Source organism: Leeia oryzae DSM 17879, from assembly GCF_000376945.1.
Classification (GTDB): Bacteria; Pseudomonadota; Gammaproteobacteria; order Burkholderiales; family Leeiaceae; genus Leeia; species Leeia oryzae.
The window spans coordinates 608,289-624,730 of the sequence record NZ_AQXU01000025.1; the positions used below are offsets into that span (position 1 = coordinate 608,289).

Here is a 16,442-nt window from a genome sequence, read left to right on the forward strand (position 1 = left end):
TATGTGCGGTATTTCTGGCGTTATTTCCACTACGGAACCATTTCTCCCCTTACTAGTACAGCAGATGAATGACTGTATCTGCCATCGTGGTCCTGATGATGAAGGATACGTGCTGTTTGAAAAGGGAGGAGATGCACCTGCGCTAATCTTTGGGGGGAAAGACTCCCCCCATATGACCTCCCATTCGTCAATAGATTACCTTCCTGCTAGCGACATTAGTAGCAGCAATATACTGCCCAACATAGCACTGGGACATCGACGACTTGCGATTGTTGATTTATCACCTCTAGGCCATCAACCAATGAGCTATGCAAATACTCGCTATTGGATCGTATACAACGGAGAGGTTTACAACCACCTAGAACTGCGCAATGAGCTGACAGGTCTAGGGTACGCTTTTGTTTCGCACTCAGACACCGAAGTCATACTGGCTGCCTACACACAATGGGGGCAAGACTGCCTTTGCAGACTCAATGGCATGTTTGCATTTGCCATTTATGACCGACATCTGCAAACCATGTTTTTGGCAAGAGATCGCTTTGGCGTCAAGCCACTCTATTATTGGATATCAAATCATGGAATGTTTGCATTTGGCTCAGAGATAAAGCAGTTTACCGTGCTCCCGGAATGGCAAGCGAGGCTCAATCACCAGCGTGCATACGATTTTCTTGCATTTGGCATGAGTGACCATACTGACGAAACCATGTTTGCCGGGGTCTACCAAGTACCGCCAGGGCATTACGCATTGCTAGACTGTGACCCGAAAAAATCGCTCCCATTACCTGCCTCATCAAAGATCACAACCCATCAATGGTATACCCTCACCCCCAAGCCATTTAGTGGCGACTACCAGTCAGCGTGTGAACAGTTTAATAGCCTATTCGAAGACGCAGTCGCGTTAAGACTTAGGGCTGACGTACCTGTGGGTTCGTGCCTATCCGGCGGCTTGGACTCTTCGGCGATTGTATGCATGATGAATAAATTGCTTCATCATCAAAACGCTGCCTCCTTGCAAAAAACCTTTTCAGCTTGTTCGGATGTCGCCCGTTTTGATGAGCGAAAATGGATCGACATCGTCGTCTCAGAGACAGGCGTGCAGGGCCACTATGTATACCCCTCACTAGAACAACTTTTTGAAATATCGCCTAGAATCACTTGGCATCAAGATGAACCATTTGGCTCAACAAGCATTTTTGCTCAGTGGAGTGTGTTCCAGTGCGCCAAAGAAAATGACGTCACTGTCATGCTGGATGGGCAAGGAAGTGATGAGCAACTGGCTGGTTATCACAGTTTTTTTGGCCCTCACTTAGCATCACTATACAAACAAGGCCGCTTTATGGACTTGTTTACAGAAATGAAAGCCATTAAACAAAGGCATGGCTATAGCTATGCCAAATCAGCCAAGTATCTGGCAGGTTCAACTTTACCCGAGCCTGTAAAAAACTGGCTCAAGCAAAAGGTAGGCCGTGACCACACTAAACCAGAATGGTTGAATCAAGAACGGCTGAGATCCTCACCATTTAACCCGCTGGCCACAGCAGGCGCCTCTAGCTCGACCACTATAGCAGCACTATCAATAGCACAGTTAACGGCTAGCAATGTGCAGATGCTTCTACATTGGGAAGATAGAGATTCTATGGCGCATTCGATAGAATCAAGAGTACCTTTCCTGGATTATCGGCTGGTAGAATTTGTCATTGGACTGCCCGATGAATTCAAACTATCCGCTGGTATTACTAAGCGAATCTTACGGGATGCACTACATAATACATTGCCCTCCTCCATACGTAGCAGAATGGACAAACTGGGGTTTGTAACGCCGGAGGAGGTTTGGTTGCGTGAGTTGGCACCAGATAAGTTTAGAACAAAGTTAGCGGATGCCATTGTAACTGCAGACGGAATATTAAAACCACAAGAGAGCATGGAACTTCTCGAGTCGATGATCAATGGTACCCGTCCATTCTCCTTCCTGCCATGGCGACTGATTAACTTTGGAGAATGGATAAAAACCTTCTCGGTACAAGTGCAATGAATTCACGTTGTAGAAAATCAATACTCGTCATTTCATTCTCAGACATTACAAGAGATCCGAGAGTCAGTCGCCAAGTAACAGCCTTGGCAAGCGAGTACAGCGTATCATTTGCTGGGTTCGGCACATGCAATATAGAGAATGTTACTTTCATTAAGCTGGAAAATTTCCCTACTTCAGTCTGGGAAAAAGGAAAGAAAGTCTGTCTCCTGCTAAGCAGAATGCACGAAACCTTTTACTGGCAGCAAAGGCCAGTCGTCACAGCACAGCAGCAGATGCAGAATCTCGTATTTGACATGGTACTAGCAAATGACATTGACAGTCTCCCATTAGCATTAAAGATAGCCAAAACCTCACCAGTATATTTTGACGCACATGAATACCACCCGAGGGAATTTGAAGATAAACTCAGCTGGAGAATTATTCAGCAAAGTTACAAAAAGTATCTTTGCACAGAATACCTTCAAAGGTGCGCAACAATGACGACTGTCTGTGATGGTATTGCTGATGAATATAAAAAAAATTATGGTGTAACGCCAGAAGTTATTCGTAATGTTCCAGATTACACAGAAATTGAACCATCACCCACACAAGAGAATCTGATACGGCTCATTCACCATGGAGCGGCTATTCCCTCACGGAACCTCGAAGTGATGATAGATATGTTTCAGTATTTAGATACTCGATTTCAATTGGACTTTATGCTTGTCCCTAACAACAAAAACTATCTGGCATCAATTAAGAGAAAAGCATCAAAATACAGTTCAATTCGCTTTATACCCCCTGTCGATATGAATTCCATAGTCAAAAGCATAAACAATTATGATATAGGCATATTTTTGCTTCCCCCCAGTAATTTCAATTACAGGTATGCACTACCTAACAAGATATTTGAATTCATTCAAGCACGATTGGGTATAGCAATAGGACCATCTCCTGAAATGGAAAAGGTTGTCAGAAATTTTGATGTCGGCATTATTTCATCAACATTTAATGCCGCTGACCTTGCAGAACGACTTAATAGTCTAAATCAACATGACATACAAAGAATGAAGCTGAATTCATCAATAGCATCAAGAGAGCTATGCTTCGAAAGCAATTACAATAAAATAATTAGTCTTTCAAAAGAAACAATTTCACGGATACATAAATAATTTATAAAATAAACATGAAAAATTCATTTGAAAAACCCGAAAACAATCTCTCACGAGAAAAAATTGCTTTATTAGCATTTTTTTTCCCTCCGGATGAGTCAATTGGGGCGGTACGACCAAAAAACTGGGCTAATGAGTTGGCAATAACCTATGATTTATCTGTTATTTCTGGCCCATACAATGAGCTTCAGAACAGAACTCCATCACAATTCAACGTATTTTATACAAAATCACTATCACTTAAAATCATCAAATATCTTAATCAGATTCGCGTAAACAGCCGTATAAAAAAAGCCACTCTAGAAGAATCGAAAAATAGCGCAAATCGAAGCCGAGGCATTTTTACATACAGGCTTCCCTGTTTATATGATATATGGGCTTTTAGTATTTTTTGGTCATTAAAAAAAATAAAACCAAAAATAATAATTGCAACTCATGGCCCCTACATATCTTTAGTAGTAGCAGCTATCTGGAAGAAGCTCAATCCAGAAGTCATATTTATAGCTGATTTTCGTGATTTATGGGTCGGTAACCCGCATTTTTTAGGAGCTGGAATCTTTCGTTCCATAGAAAAAATTCTAGAGAAATTTGTTTTAGAAAATGCAGATCTGATAACTACTGTTAGCAATGGGCTGGCGTCATACTTTCATAATCTTGGTTTTGAAGAAAAAACAAAAGTTATTTTGAATGACATTGATCATCAGTCCTATAGCACACTCCCGCGTAAGCGTTTTTTCCCAAATGATCATAAATTTAGAATCGCATATACGGGCAGCATTTACCCTGAATTTCAAGATCCAACACCCTTATTTAAAGAAATGCATGCATTAAAACTTTCGGGAGAAATATCATCTACCTCATTTCAACTTGTTTTTGCATCAAAATCACCTGGCGACTTAATGGCACGGGCAAGAATGCACAACATTGATGAGTATGTTAATTTCGTCGGACATATATCACGAAGTGATTGCATGAGGATTCAGCGCGATGCAGAAGTCCTATTATTAATGGAGTCTGAAACTGAAGAGAGAAAAGGCGTTCTAACAGGAAAAGTTTTCGAATATCTTGCTACCGGAAAAAAAATACTTTCCATTGGCATCCAAAAAGATAGTGAACTTGGGCTGCTACTTTCCAGATACAATGCATATCTAACATTAGAAGAATTTATAGAAGACATAAAAACAAAAAGCCTTAACAAATACAAAGAGAATATATCAGCAATACCCATGGATGACACAACATGTATTTCAGAAGAAATCATTACATTAATGAAACAAAAAAATGGCAACACATTATAAAAATAGTTATTGCTTCTAACACATCTTGGTCAATATACAACTTTCGTAAAGGCTTGATTAATTATCTAATCAAATCAGGATTTGAAGTAATTGTTGTAGCGCCAACCGATGCATACTCAGAAAAACTGCGTGACTTAGGTTGTAAACTAGAGCATATTCCAATATATAGTGGCAGCATAAATCCATTCAAAGATATTTATTTATTCTGGAAAATAAGACTTATCTACAAGAGAATAAAACCCAGCCTTGTTATTCACTATACTATAAAGCTCAATATATATGGAACTATTGCAGCAAAAATTTCATCACTAAAGTCAATTGCTGTAACGACAGGCCTTGGTTATACATTTACAAAAAGAAACTGGATTACCTATACTGCCAAATCTCTTTACAAACTTGCCCTGAGACATGCCAATGAGGTATGGTTTCTTAATCGTGACGATAGAGAAACTTTTATTTCAGAAGGGATAATTAACGAACAGCGCACGAAATTATTGCATAGCGAAGGAGTTGACACAAAATTTTTTTCTCCTATCAAAAGTAATTTAATAGATGAAAATATAAGATTTCTCTTAATATCGAGAATGCTTTGGGACAAAGGCATAGCGGAATTTGTTCAAGCAGCAAGATTACTCAGAAAATCTTATCCCAATGCCATTTTTCAATTGCTTGGCCCATGCCAAGAGGCAAACCCATCCGCTATCAGCCGCGATGAAATTGCTCAATGGGAGTCTGATGGTTCTATCGAATACTTAGGGGTAACAGATGATGTGAGGTCATATATCGCTAACGCTGATTGTGTAGTTTTACCCTCATTTTATCGCGAAGGAGTTCCACGTGTACTAATGGAGGCCGCCTCCATGGAAAAGCCTATTATAACAACCGATAATGTAGGATGCCGGGACGTAGTGATTGATAATGTGACCGGGTTTCTCTGCCAAATAAAAAACCCTAATCAGCTTGCTGCTTGTTGTCTAAAATTAATTGATATGACTCCTAGTGAAAGAATGAGAATGGGGGCAGCAGCTCGTGATATGGTAAGAAAAAATTTCGACGAAGAAATCATAATCAACCAATACATTGATTTACTTCGTAGGCAAAAAATAATACAGTAAGTTTTGAGGAATAAAGTGCAATCATCCTTATGGTATGCCACAAATATCATTTACGTATTAAAAATCGACTTTTCGCGTTAAATGTGGCTAAACTGCGATATGCCCAAAGATAGCCAATGACAAAAATCAGTGCACATATCTTTAGTAGTAGTTCATGACGCCAAAATATCATTGCTGGCATTATGGAAAATAGCGCCATCCCCCAAAGGTAGGGGGCCGTCATACTATTACGACGAGTAAGATGCGTCGCCTCTTTGCTACCAACCATCCATAAGACTAACCGCTTATATACCATTTGATGAAAATGCATGCTATCAGGCAGACCTGCCGGCATATGCCTGATTTTCCGTCGATAAATTGAAAATACAGTTTCGAAAACAGGGTAAATCAGAACCAAAAATGGGAACCATGGCGATACTAAAGCAGGGTGGCGAGATACAAGAAGCACTGCTATTTCCGCAAGTAAAAAACCAATAAAATAAGCCCCAGAGTCTCCAGCAAAAATCATTCCTTTTGGAAAATTCCACACTAAAAAACCTAATACCGCCCCAATACTTGCTAAGCATAAAGTTAGTAATGGTATATCACCACTTGCCAAAGAAACAAAAGCAAATGCTAACAATGCAAATAGTGAGACGCCACCCATAAGCCCATTGTATCCATCAATGATATTGATGGAATGACACACTCCGCCAACGGCGAAAATTGTCAGCAAAATGGATGTTACAGGATAGAGAAACAATATTGCATCTACACCTGGAACGCCTAATTTAGGTAAAAGACTGCCACATAATCCTATACCCAAAGCTGCCGAAATAAATGCAGCAATCAAACGCCATCTTGGCGCCACTTTTTTTGTAATATCTTCAAGGAAACCTGCTGTAAATACCGGAATACTGGAAAGTAAAATTGTTTTAAATATTATTTGTGTAGTAACCTCGGTCCACAAAACCAGGATAAATGCCAGAAGCATCCCTAGCAAAATAGAGAGGCCACCAATTCTGGGCGTTGGGTTTGCATGAAATTTCTGAACACCGACTAGATCAGTATCCATACTCAGATGAGCGTGCAGATGCTGTGTTCGTATCAAAACAATCGAGGCAAATAAACTACCTAAAAAAGCTAAAAAGAAAACCCCAACGAGCATAAGTCCCTACCTACGTTTTTAGAGTGCATCCATTTATGATATTGGGACTATTGGGTGCGAAGTGAGGTGTAAAACAAGGGAATTAATCTCATCCAGAAGGTGATTTCAATTAAAACCAGATGGATTGCTCAATTGCCATTTCCAAGTACTCTCACACATCTCTGTTAGTCCCGCGATAGCTTTCCATGCAAGAATATCATGCGCTAGTGCTGGGTCTGCATAGTATGCAGCTACATCACCTCTCCTGCGTGATGAGAAGGCAATACGTATTTCTCTACCACTTACTTTCTCGAAAGCCTTCACAACTTCCAAAACAGAATAACCTTTACCAGTTCCAAGATTAACGGTGAAAAGATTCTCTTCACGTACCTGCAGAGCCTCCAGGGCCTTCAAATGGCCCTTGGCTAGATCAACCACATGAATATAATCTCTGACTCCAGTCCCATCAGGTGTTGGATAATCATTTCCAAATATATTTAATCTATCACGCTTACCTATAGCCACCTGTGCTATATAAGGCATCAAATTGTTGGGAATTCCATTCGAACTTTCACCGATAAATCCGCTATCATGTGCCCCGACCGGATTAAAATATCTTAAAATTGCTACTTTAAATGATTTATCCACTCGGCAAATGTCTTGCAAAATTTCTTCAGCCATAAGCTTGCTGCGCCCATAAGGGCTAGCAGGTTGTACTGGTGCATCTTCTTTTATTGGTAATGACTCCGGATCTCCATAAACAGTCGCAGACGAGCTAAAGACCATTACATGGACAGAATTACGTTGCATCACTTGCAGCAGTGTAAGAGTGCCTTGCACGTTATTTTCATAGTAGATTAATGGCTTTTCAGTAGACTCACCAACTGCTTTTAGACCTGCAAAATGCATAACGGCGTCAATTTCATGCTTTAGAAATATCTGCTCAAGGCATACCTGATCTCTAACATCACCAAGGACAAAGTCAATAGTCTTACCTGTAATCTCCTCCACCCGCTTTAAGCTCTCAAGCCTTGAATTACACAAATTATCAAGTACTACGATCTTGCAGCCCGCTTGGAGAAGTTCAATGCATGTATGAGAACCAATATAACCTGCTCCACCAGTTACAAGCACAGTTCTATCACTTTTCATTGCGCAATCTCTCATCAGCCGAGGCAGTCAATACTTTTCTTTGATGCATAAATTTTTATTAGTACGATATTAATATCTATAGCAAGTAAACCATATTGAAAGGTTAATTTTTATTTTCTCTCATTTTTGAGCATAATTTTTCTTAGTATTCGAAAAGAAAATCTTATTTCTTGGTTAGAAAATCGACTAAAAGAACAAGTTCACCAATTGCTTACTTATAGTTTCTTATTTTATTTTTAATACGCCAATCTATAACTAAAAAGTGTATTTTCTATCACGATAAGCATTTTAAGACAAAGAATAACTTATGCATTAAAAGCTATAGTAACGACTGTAGCAATTGAATTGATGCATGCAAATTGTAATGATGATTCCCGACAAACAACCCATTTGCATCGATATCTTCTGCATTTGGTAATTTGTCATGCACTTCATAGTCAAACCACTTCAACACTTCATTCTTGGCAAAATTGCCCGCAACAATCGGGCGTACTTCTACGCCTGCTGACATCAATTTAGCTGCAAGTTCCTTGCGCGAATAAGGTGCATCAGGTTGCAGAATCATGGCAAAGCCGAACCAGCTGCTATTACCTGTTTCTTTTTGAATTCGGATATATGGCACATCTGCCATTTTTTCTTGGAAGAACAGCGCATTTTCGCGACGCATCCGAATCATTTCCGGTAGTTTCTTTACCTGTTCCTGGCCAATGGCGCCAGATAGTTCAAGCGGTCTCAGGTTATAACCTGGCAAAACAAACCGGAATGACTCCTCAAACGGATCGTCACTTTTCTCACCACAAACATGATTGAACTTGGGTAGATTGCGTGTCCAGCCATGTGCGCGGATACATAACAGGATGTGATACAACTCTTCGTCATCCGTCACGATCAGCCCGCCTTCCATGGTGGCGATGTGATGGCTGAAGAAACTGCTAAAAGTGCCCATTAGGCCAAATGTACCTGCTTGCCTGCCATCCAGGGTCGCCCCCATGGATTCGCAATTGTCTTCCAACAGAAGGATGTCTTTACCCGCGATCAGTTGATTGATCGCCATGAAATCATTCGGGTTACCCAACAGATTAACCGCCAGAATGGCCTTGGTCTCTGCCGTAATGGCCGCTTCCAGCTGCACCAAATCCATGTTGAGCGTGTCTTTATCGATATCGACAAACTTCAATTTCAGACCATATTGCTGCAGCGGGTAGTAGGTCGTGCTCCAGGATACGGCAGGAACAATCACTTCATCTCCTGCCTTGAGTGCCCCCTGTTTACGGAACATCAAAGCAGCAATCATGGCCAGATTAGCGGATGAACCTGAGTTCACCATCACGCAGTATTTGCTACCTGCATAGTCAGCAAAAGCTTTTTCAAACGCGGCGACCTCTTTACCCATGGTAAACATGCCCGAATCGATCACACGTTGCATGGCGGCGTATTCGGCTTGGTCCCAAGTGGTACTGGCTAGCGGGTAAGTCATTGTGCTTCTTTCGTTGATATCCAGAGTAACTGTTGGAGGGTTCAGCCCTGTTTCAGATAGTCCAGATAATATTGGTAGGTTTTGCTCAAACCTTCTTTCAGGCTATGGCTGGCCGTCCAGCCAAATGACGTGGCCCGGCTAACATCTGTCAGCTTTCTGGCCATGCCAACTGGTTTAGTCAAATCAAAGTGAAACGTGCCTGTATATCCAACAACCTCGGCCGCCGCCTGGTAATACTCATTTACCATATAATCATAACCCAGACCAACGTTCATGTAGTCAGGCAGTTCATCAAAACGTTCGATACAGGCGGACATGGCCTCACATAAATCTTCGGCAAACATGAACTCGCGTCTTGCCGTACCATCTCCCCAGATCTCGACACTGGCTTCTCCGTTCAGTTTGGCCTGGTGCAATTTGTGCAATATAGCAGGGATGAGATGTGACCAGCGCGGATCAAATTTATCAAACGCACCATAGAGATTGCACGGAATAATAGTGCGGTAGATAAACTCGGGGGTTTCACGGCTGATATAGTCGCACAGACGCGCAACCGTGATTTTGGCTAGGGCATAACCTTCGTTGGTAGGCTCCAGTTCACCGGTCAGAATGTCTGACTCTTGTAGCGCCCCCTCTCGATTCCGAGGGTACATGCAAGAACTGCCAATATTCAGCAATCGTTTTATACCAGATGCTCTGGCCGCCAACACCAGATTCTGTCCCATATCCAGATTTTCGGTCAGAAACCGGACGGGTTCACGCATATTGGCTTGAATACCGCCCACGCGTCCGGCGGCATGAATAATCAGATCGGGCTGATTTTCAGACAACCATTGCTGCACCTGCTTTGCATCAAACAGGTTTAGCTCCTTGCTGCTTGGCGCAAGTAGCTGATGCTGTCCGGCTAAAGCATGTTGTTGCAGATTACGACCAACCATGCCGGAGCCGCCCGTAAGCAAAATCTTCATATGATAAGCACTCGCTTAGAGGCCATGCGGCTGAGGCACATCGAAACCGCCCGCTTTTACATGCAGTTCTTGCCGGGCCTGTAGCAAATCGGCTTGCGCCATTTCTGCCACCAGTTCCATAAAGGTAATTCGCGGAGACCAACCCAGTGTTTGCTTGGCTTTACTTGCATCACCCAGCAGGGTTTCTACTTCCGTCGGGCGGAAATAGCGTGGATCAACTCGTACGATAGTTTTACCGATCAGGTTGACTGATTCGGGCACGACATTGCCGCGTACATTCCGGACAATGGCCGTTTCATCCACGCCCGTCCCTTGCCACTCCAGTTCGATACCGTATTCTGCAGCGGTAAGGGAAACAAACTCTCTGACGCTATGCTGTTCACCGGTTGCAATGACAAAGTCTTCCGGTTTGTCTTGTTGCAGCATGAGCCATTGCATTTCGACATAGTCTTTGGAATGTCCCCAATCCCGCAATGCATTCATGTTGCCAAGGTATAGGCACTCTTGGACACCAAGCGCAATCCTGGCAATTGCGCGGGTAATTTTTCGGGTAACAAATGTCTCGCCACGGATTGGCGATTCATGATTGAACAGGATGCCGTTACAGGCATAAATGCCATAGGCTTCCCGATAGTTCACAGTGATCCAGTAGGCGTACAGTTTCGCAACTGCATACGGGCTACGAGGGTAAAACGGGGTGGTTTCCTTTTGCGGAATTTCCTGCACCAGCCCGTACAATTCGGATGTAGATGCCTGATAGAAACGGGTTTTCTTTTCCAGCCCCAGAATCCGGATAGCTTCAAGAATCCGCAAGGCACCCAGGCCATCAGAGTTCGCCGTATATTCTGGCTCCTCAAATGAAACAGCCACGTGGCTTTGTGCTGCCAGGTTATAGATTTCATCTGGCTGTACAAGCTGAATAATTCGAATGAGGCTGGATGAATCCGTCATGTCCCCATGATGGAGCGTAAACCGGCCATCAGACACATGCGGGTCCTGAAAGATATGATCGATTCGATCAGTATTAAACAGAGAAGTTCGGCGCTTCACACCATGAACGATATAGCCCTTTTCAAGCAGAAAATCTGCAAGATAAGCACCATCTTGGCCGGTAACCCCTGTAATCAACGCAACTTTTTGCGACATGGCATGTATTCCTTGGTAATCGTCGGTGATTGGCTGTTTTGACGACTATAAACGTCCGTAATTATCTTCCAGCCTGACAATATCATCTTCTCCCAGATATTGTCCGCTCTGAACCTCGATCATGACACAATCTATGACCCCCGGATTCATCAAACGATGTGGTGTGCCTGCCGGGATATAGGCCGACTCATTGGTGCGCACCAATACTTCGGTTTCTCCATTCACAATCTTGGCAGTCCCGCTTACTACCACCCAATGTTCGGAACGATGGTGATGCAGCTGTAAAGACAAACTGGCACCGGTTTTTACCACGATGCGCTTGATTTTATAGCCCGGACTATCTTCCAGAATCGTATAGGTTCCCCATGGCCGGTGTACGGTGCGGTGTAGTCTGAATGCCTCATGGTTACTCGCCTTCAGACGGGCAACAATCTTTTTGACATCCTGCGCTTTTTCTTTAGGGGCGATCAGCAAGGCGTCTGCGGTATCGATGATCAGCATATCCTCCAGCCCAATGCCTGCAACCAGGCGGCTCTCAGACCTGACATAACAGTTTTGACTGTCAATTAGCAAGGCTTCGCCATCCACACGGTTACCCGCCGCATCTGGCGTCAACGTGCTCTCCATGGCTGTCCAGACACCAATGTCATTCCAGTCAAATGCGGCTGGGATGACTGCTGCATTTGTCGCTTTTTCCATCACCGCATAGTCGATGGAAATATCCTGTAATTGCTGAAAACTCCCTGTATCCAGCAACCAGGGCGTGACGCCGGTTTCCTGTGTTTTTTCCCAGCACACTGCTGCCATTTGGCAAAGATCAGGGCAATGGGTTTGCAGGGCATCCAGGAAAACACTGGCTTTGAAAGCAAACATCCCGGCATTCCAGACAAATTTGCCGCTGGCCAGATATTGACTTGCCGTCTCAACATCCGGTTTCTCGACAAACCGGCGAATATCATGACCGACGCCATTGGCATCGCCCAGCTCAATATAACCGTAGCCCGTTTCCGGATGGTCAGGCTGGATACCAAAGGTGACCAATCGTCCCTGCTCAGCCAAGGTTAGCGCCTTTTCTACCGTCTGCTCGAAACCCGCCAGATCTTCGATCAAATGATCCGCCGGCAGCACCAGTAATGTGGCATCTGGGGCATAGGTTTTCGCCCAGTACGCAGCTAACGCAATGGCAGGCGCCGTATTTCGGCCCATGGGTTCCAGCAGGTAATCCATGGGTACCGTCAGATTTTTCAGATGCGAATATTCTTCCCGAGTCTGGAAATAATATTCCTTGTTGGTCACTGTTAACACCCGGGAAACCCCAGTCAGCGAGCTGGCTCTTTGCATCGTTTTTTGCAGAAGGCTAAAGCCATCCGGCAGACGCATGAATGGTTTAGGATGCGCTTCTCGGGAAACCGGCCAAAGCCGGGTACCGGCACCACCAGACAAAATGACAGGAATTAGCATGTTTTTATCTTTAAAATTAAAACGCCGCTCAGCAAGCTGATGATGTAGCTACCTAGAACGCAACAAGTACTTGTACCCTATTGTTTCATGCAGCCGATCAACTCGCAATTAGTCCTGGATATGCTTTTGCGATATCTCCGACTTTCACAGGAAAGATTTCTCACATTTTATATATTCGACTTGCGAATTGAAGCTTAAATTTGTTACATTATAACAAATGGAATAATATAACATTCCACATAAACCTCGTTTGCAAACTATAGCTATCCAACATGGCCACATTGACCTTACCCGACCAACTCAACGCAGCCCAGCGCTGGTGCGTCACCCGCGGAGAAAAGCTCACGGATATCCGCCGTGATGTGCTGAGCCTGTTGCTTTCGCACGGGCACTCGATGAAGGCCTATGACATTCTCTCTGAACTGCAGCAGAGCCGCCCCACTGCAGCACCGCCTACGGTCTACCGGGCGCTGGATTTTCTGCTGCAGGTCGGACTGATTCATCGACTGGATTCCCTGAATGCGTTCGTGGCTTGCCCTGAATTTGCGTTGCCGCATCATCATGGCGTACTGCTGGTATGCGAAAACTGCCATGGGGTCACGGAAATTGCCGATGCACCCTGGATGTCCCATCTGACGGATGCGGTTGCAGCACTGGGGTTTACGCCGGGCCATCAGGAACTGGAAATCAAGGGCCTATGCAGCGCCTGCCAAAAGACCAACCCGGGAGCCCCCGCATGAGCCACTCGCACCTGCATGACCATGTACACATTACTCCGGCAGCAAAGCCGTCCCGGTTTGCGGCGTGGACGCTCTTGTCTGCACCGGTCTGGCAACGACTCCTGCTGATCAGCCCTGTCCTCCTGTTGTTATGGGCCGGTGTCTGGTGGGCATTGGGGGTTGCATGACAGCCGCGATTTCTTTACACAATGTCACGCTAAGCTACCATCGTCATCCGGCGGTACATCATGTCTCCGGCCAGTTTCAGGAAGGCATTGCGACGGCGATTATCGGCCCGAACGGGGCAGGCAAAAGCACGCTGCTGAAAGCCATCGTCGGGCTAATGCCGACCCCTGACGGCATGGTGCGCTTTGGCAAGCACAAGGCCAAAGACATTGCCTACCTGCCGCAACAAGCCAGCATTGACCGCTCTTTTCCGATTTCCGTACTGGATACCGTGCTGCTGGGCAACTGGCAGCACAGTGGCTGGTTTGGTGGCGTCAGTCAAAAAGCCCGTGCAGCGGCAGAAGCTGCCTTGATCAAAGTGGGGCTAGAAGGCTTTGGCCCACGGCATATTGGCAGCCTGTCATCCGGCCAGTTTCAGCGCGTGCTGTTTGCCCGCATCCTGTTGCAGGATGCGCCGCTCATCCTGCTGGACGAACCCTTTACCGCCATCGATACCCGCACAACAACCGATTTGCTGCACCTGATTGACCATTGGCGTTATGAAGGCCGCACCATCATTAGCGTGCTGCATGATTACGAGCAGGTACGTAACCATTTCTCCGAGACCGTGCTGATGGCCAAAGAGTGTGTCGCCTGGGGAGCAACCGATGTGGTGCTGACCCGGGAGAACCTGCAGCGCGCCAATGTCATGGCCGAGAACTGGCTGGAAAATGCCGCCATCTGCCACCGTGACGAAACTCCCTCTACAGAAGCAGCATAAGCCATGATGACTGATCTTTACGCCTTGCTCTGGCAACCCTTTGCCGATTTTGCTTTCATGCGGCATGCGCTGGTCGGCTGTTTTGCACTGGCATTAGGCTGCGCACCTATCGGTTTGCTACTGGTTCTGCGCCGCATGAGCCTGATGGGTGATGCCATGAGTCATGCCATTTTGCCGGGGGCCGCCATCGCCTTTATCGCTTATGGCCTGTCTTTGGTGGCACTGAGCATTGGCGGATTGATCGCCGGACTGGTGGTGGTACTACTGGCGGGTGCCGTCACCCGGCTGACCGAACTGAAAGAAGATGCCAGCTTTGCGGCCTTCTATCTGTTATCGCTGGCAACCGGGGTGTTGCTGGTGTCTAAATGGGGTAGCAATGTTGACTTGATGCATATCCTGTTCGGCACGGTACTGGCCGTGGATGATGCCGCCCTGTTGCTGGTAGCGGGCATCGCCACCTTTACCCTGACCGTGCTGGCCATTTTCTATCGCCCGCTGGTCATCGAGAGTTTTGATCCGGAGTTCATGCGGGCAGTTGGCGGACGGGGTGCGCTGGCCCACTTTGCCTTCCTGATTCTGGTCGTACTCAATCTGGTGGCCGGTTTTCAGGCGCTGGGAACCCTGATGGCTGTCGGGCTGATGATGCTACCGGCGACCAGCGCCCGTCTATGGACGGATAACCTGCCCAAGCTTTGCGTGGCCGCACTGGTGTTAGCCCTGCTGTCCGGGTATATCGGGCTACTCATCTCCTATCACGGCAACCTGCCTTCCGGCCCGTCCATCATCCTGACGGCCGGGCTCGGTTATATCGGCTCACTGCTGTTTGGCAGCCGTGGCGGCCTGGTATGGCGGCTTTTGAAGCTCAGACATCTGGAAGCCTGATTCAGGCTCAATACTCCAATTCACGGACGCATGCATGAAACCATTTCTGTCGTTGCAAAAACTCGCTGGCCTATTGTTGCTAGGGCTCAGCCTTGCTGGTCAACCCTTGTGGGCAGCTGGCAAACTACCGGTAGTTGCCAGTTTCTCGGTACTGGGCGACCTGGTCAGCCAGGTAGGGGGGAGCAAGGTCGCCGTCATGACGCTAGTCGGCCCGGATCAGGACGCACACATTTTCCAGCCAGCGCCCAAAGACGCCCAAGCCGTCGGGCAGGCCAAGGTGGTTTTTCTGAACGGACTGGGTTTTGACGGGTGGATGCCGCGCTTGCTGCAGGCCTCCGGCTCCAAGGCCAAGCTGATTACTGTCAGCAATGGCATTACCGCACAAACCATGCAAGAAGACGGCAAACAAGCCACCGACCCGCATGCCTGGCAGGACCCGGTTCGGGTACAGCAATATGTCCGCAATATTGCCAAAGGTCTGTCCGACAATGACCCGGCCAATGCCGCGTATTACAACAAAAATGCAGCCAGCTACCTGATGGCGCTGGACCAGCTACAAAAGTGGGTCAGCGCAGAAGTTGGCGCCATTCCGGCCAGTAAACGCAGGGTGATTACCTCTCACGATGCATTTGGTTATCTGGCCAAACGCTTTGGCATCCGGTTCTTGTCGCCGCAGGGCATGAATACAGAGGCAGAAGCCGCCCCTAAGGACGTCGCCAACCTGATTAATCAGATCAAGCAGGAGAAAATCCGGGCGGTCTTTGTAGAGAACATCAGTAATCCGAAGCTACTGCAGCAGCTCAGTACGGAAGGCGGCGTGAGCGTCAGTGACCGGCTGTTTTCCGACGCGCTCTCCAAAACCAACGGCCCCGCCGGCACCTATCTCAATATGTATCGCCATAACATTGCCGTTCTGGTGGCTGGCATGAAGAAAAACTAAGCAAGAACACGGGCCAGGGCCAGCCCGTG

General features: G+C 46.1%; 15 protein-coding genes. 9 read left to right on the forward strand and 6 right to left on the reverse strand.

Features of this window, described 5'->3' with window-relative positions; translation table 11 throughout:
- The first annotated feature begins 1 nt into the window (after window position 1).
- From asnB to F552_RS0116360, 4 genes are all read left to right on the forward strand, one after another.
- On the forward strand, window positions 2–2,032 hold the full coding sequence (asnB, locus tag F552_RS0116345) for an asparagine synthase (glutamine-hydrolyzing) (RefSeq protein WP_026182824.1): 2,031 nt from the start codon (window positions 2–4) through the stop codon (window positions 2,030–2,032).
- A gap of 83 nt (window positions 2,033–2,115) precedes the next feature.
- Window positions 2,116–3,183 (forward strand): glycosyltransferase family protein, encoded by a 1,068-nt coding sequence (locus F552_RS19660; protein ID WP_169333611.1) that lies wholly within the window; start codon window positions 2,116–2,118, stop codon window positions 3,181–3,183.
- A gap of 14 nt (window positions 3,184–3,197) precedes the next feature.
- A complete protein-coding gene (locus F552_RS0116355) occupies window positions 3,198–4,481 on the forward strand; it encodes a glycosyltransferase (RefSeq protein ID WP_018152846.1) in 1,284 nt (427 codons plus the stop codon).
- The gene (locus F552_RS0116360) at window positions 4,424–5,596 is read left to right on the forward strand and encodes a glycosyltransferase family 4 protein (protein ID WP_083917534.1); all 1,173 of its coding nucleotides are present in this window, start codon (window positions 4,424–4,426) and stop codon (window positions 5,594–5,596) included. The genes F552_RS0116355 and F552_RS0116360 overlap by 58 nt, the downstream gene beginning before the upstream one ends.
- A gap of 46 nt (window positions 5,597–5,642) precedes the next feature.
- Here F552_RS0116360 and F552_RS0116365 read toward each other — a convergent pair whose 3' ends face one another.
- From F552_RS0116365 to F552_RS0116390, 6 genes are all read right to left on the reverse strand, one after another.
- Window positions 5,643–6,743, reverse strand: a complete 1,101-nt coding sequence (locus F552_RS0116365; protein WP_018152848.1) for an MraY family glycosyltransferase — start codon at window positions 6,741–6,743, stop codon at window positions 5,643–5,645.
- Between the two features lie 105 nt (window positions 6,744–6,848).
- A complete protein-coding gene (gene galE / locus F552_RS0116370; protein ID WP_018152849.1) occupies window positions 6,849–7,874 on the reverse strand; it encodes a UDP-glucose 4-epimerase GalE in 1,026 nt (341 codons plus the stop codon).
- A 319-nt stretch (window positions 7,875–8,193) separates the two neighbouring features.
- Window positions 8,194–9,351 (reverse strand): DegT/DnrJ/EryC1/StrS family aminotransferase, encoded by a 1,158-nt coding sequence (locus tag F552_RS0116375; RefSeq protein ID WP_018152850.1) that lies wholly within the window; start codon window positions 9,349–9,351, stop codon window positions 8,194–8,196.
- Window positions 9,352–9,392: 41 nt separating this feature from the next.
- Window positions 9,393–10,319 carry a GDP-L-fucose synthase family protein gene (locus tag F552_RS0116380; protein WP_018152851.1) on the reverse strand — a complete coding sequence of 309 codons (927 nt, stop codon included), beginning with the start codon at window positions 10,317–10,319 and terminating at the stop codon, window positions 9,393–9,395.
- A 15-nt stretch (window positions 10,320–10,334) separates the two neighbouring features.
- Window positions 10,335–11,465: a GDP-mannose 4,6-dehydratase gene (gene gmd / locus F552_RS0116385; RefSeq protein WP_018152852.1), complete on the reverse strand. Its 1,131-nt coding sequence runs from the start codon at window positions 11,463–11,465 to the stop codon at window positions 10,335–10,337.
- 45 nt (window positions 11,466–11,510) lie between these two features.
- Entirely contained in the window at window positions 11,511–12,926 is a 1,416-nt protein-coding gene (locus F552_RS0116390) for a mannose-1-phosphate guanylyltransferase/mannose-6-phosphate isomerase (protein WP_018152853.1), read from the reverse strand.
- A gap of 272 nt (window positions 12,927–13,198) precedes the next feature.
- Here F552_RS0116390 and F552_RS0116395 point away from each other — a divergent pair, with 272 nt between their 5' ends.
- Genes F552_RS0116395 through F552_RS0116410 form a run of 5 tightly spaced genes read left to right on the forward strand, consistent with a single transcriptional unit; the run spans window position 13,199 to window position 16,413 of the window.
- Window positions 13,199–13,666, forward strand: coding sequence for a Fur family transcriptional regulator (locus tag F552_RS0116395; RefSeq protein ID WP_018152854.1), 468 nt, complete (start codon window positions 13,199–13,201; stop codon window positions 13,664–13,666).
- Entirely contained in the window at window positions 13,663–13,833 is a 171-nt protein-coding gene (locus F552_RS20590) for a hypothetical protein (protein ID WP_018152855.1), read from the forward strand. The genes F552_RS0116395 and F552_RS20590 overlap by 4 nt, the downstream gene beginning before the upstream one ends.
- Entirely contained in the window at window positions 13,830–14,591 is a 762-nt protein-coding gene (locus tag F552_RS0116400) for a metal ABC transporter ATP-binding protein (RefSeq protein ID WP_018152856.1), read from the forward strand. The genes F552_RS20590 and F552_RS0116400 overlap by 4 nt, the downstream gene beginning before the upstream one ends.
- A gap of 6 nt (window positions 14,592–14,597) precedes the next feature.
- Window positions 14,598–15,473 (forward strand): metal ABC transporter permease, encoded by an 876-nt coding sequence (locus F552_RS0116405; RefSeq protein WP_026182826.1) that lies wholly within the window; start codon window positions 14,598–14,600, stop codon window positions 15,471–15,473.
- Window positions 15,474–15,507: 34 nt separating this feature from the next.
- Window positions 15,508–16,413, forward strand: a complete 906-nt coding sequence (locus F552_RS0116410) for a metal ABC transporter substrate-binding protein (protein ID WP_018152858.1) — start codon at window positions 15,508–15,510, stop codon at window positions 16,411–16,413.
- Window positions 16,414–16,442 lie beyond the last annotated feature (29 nt).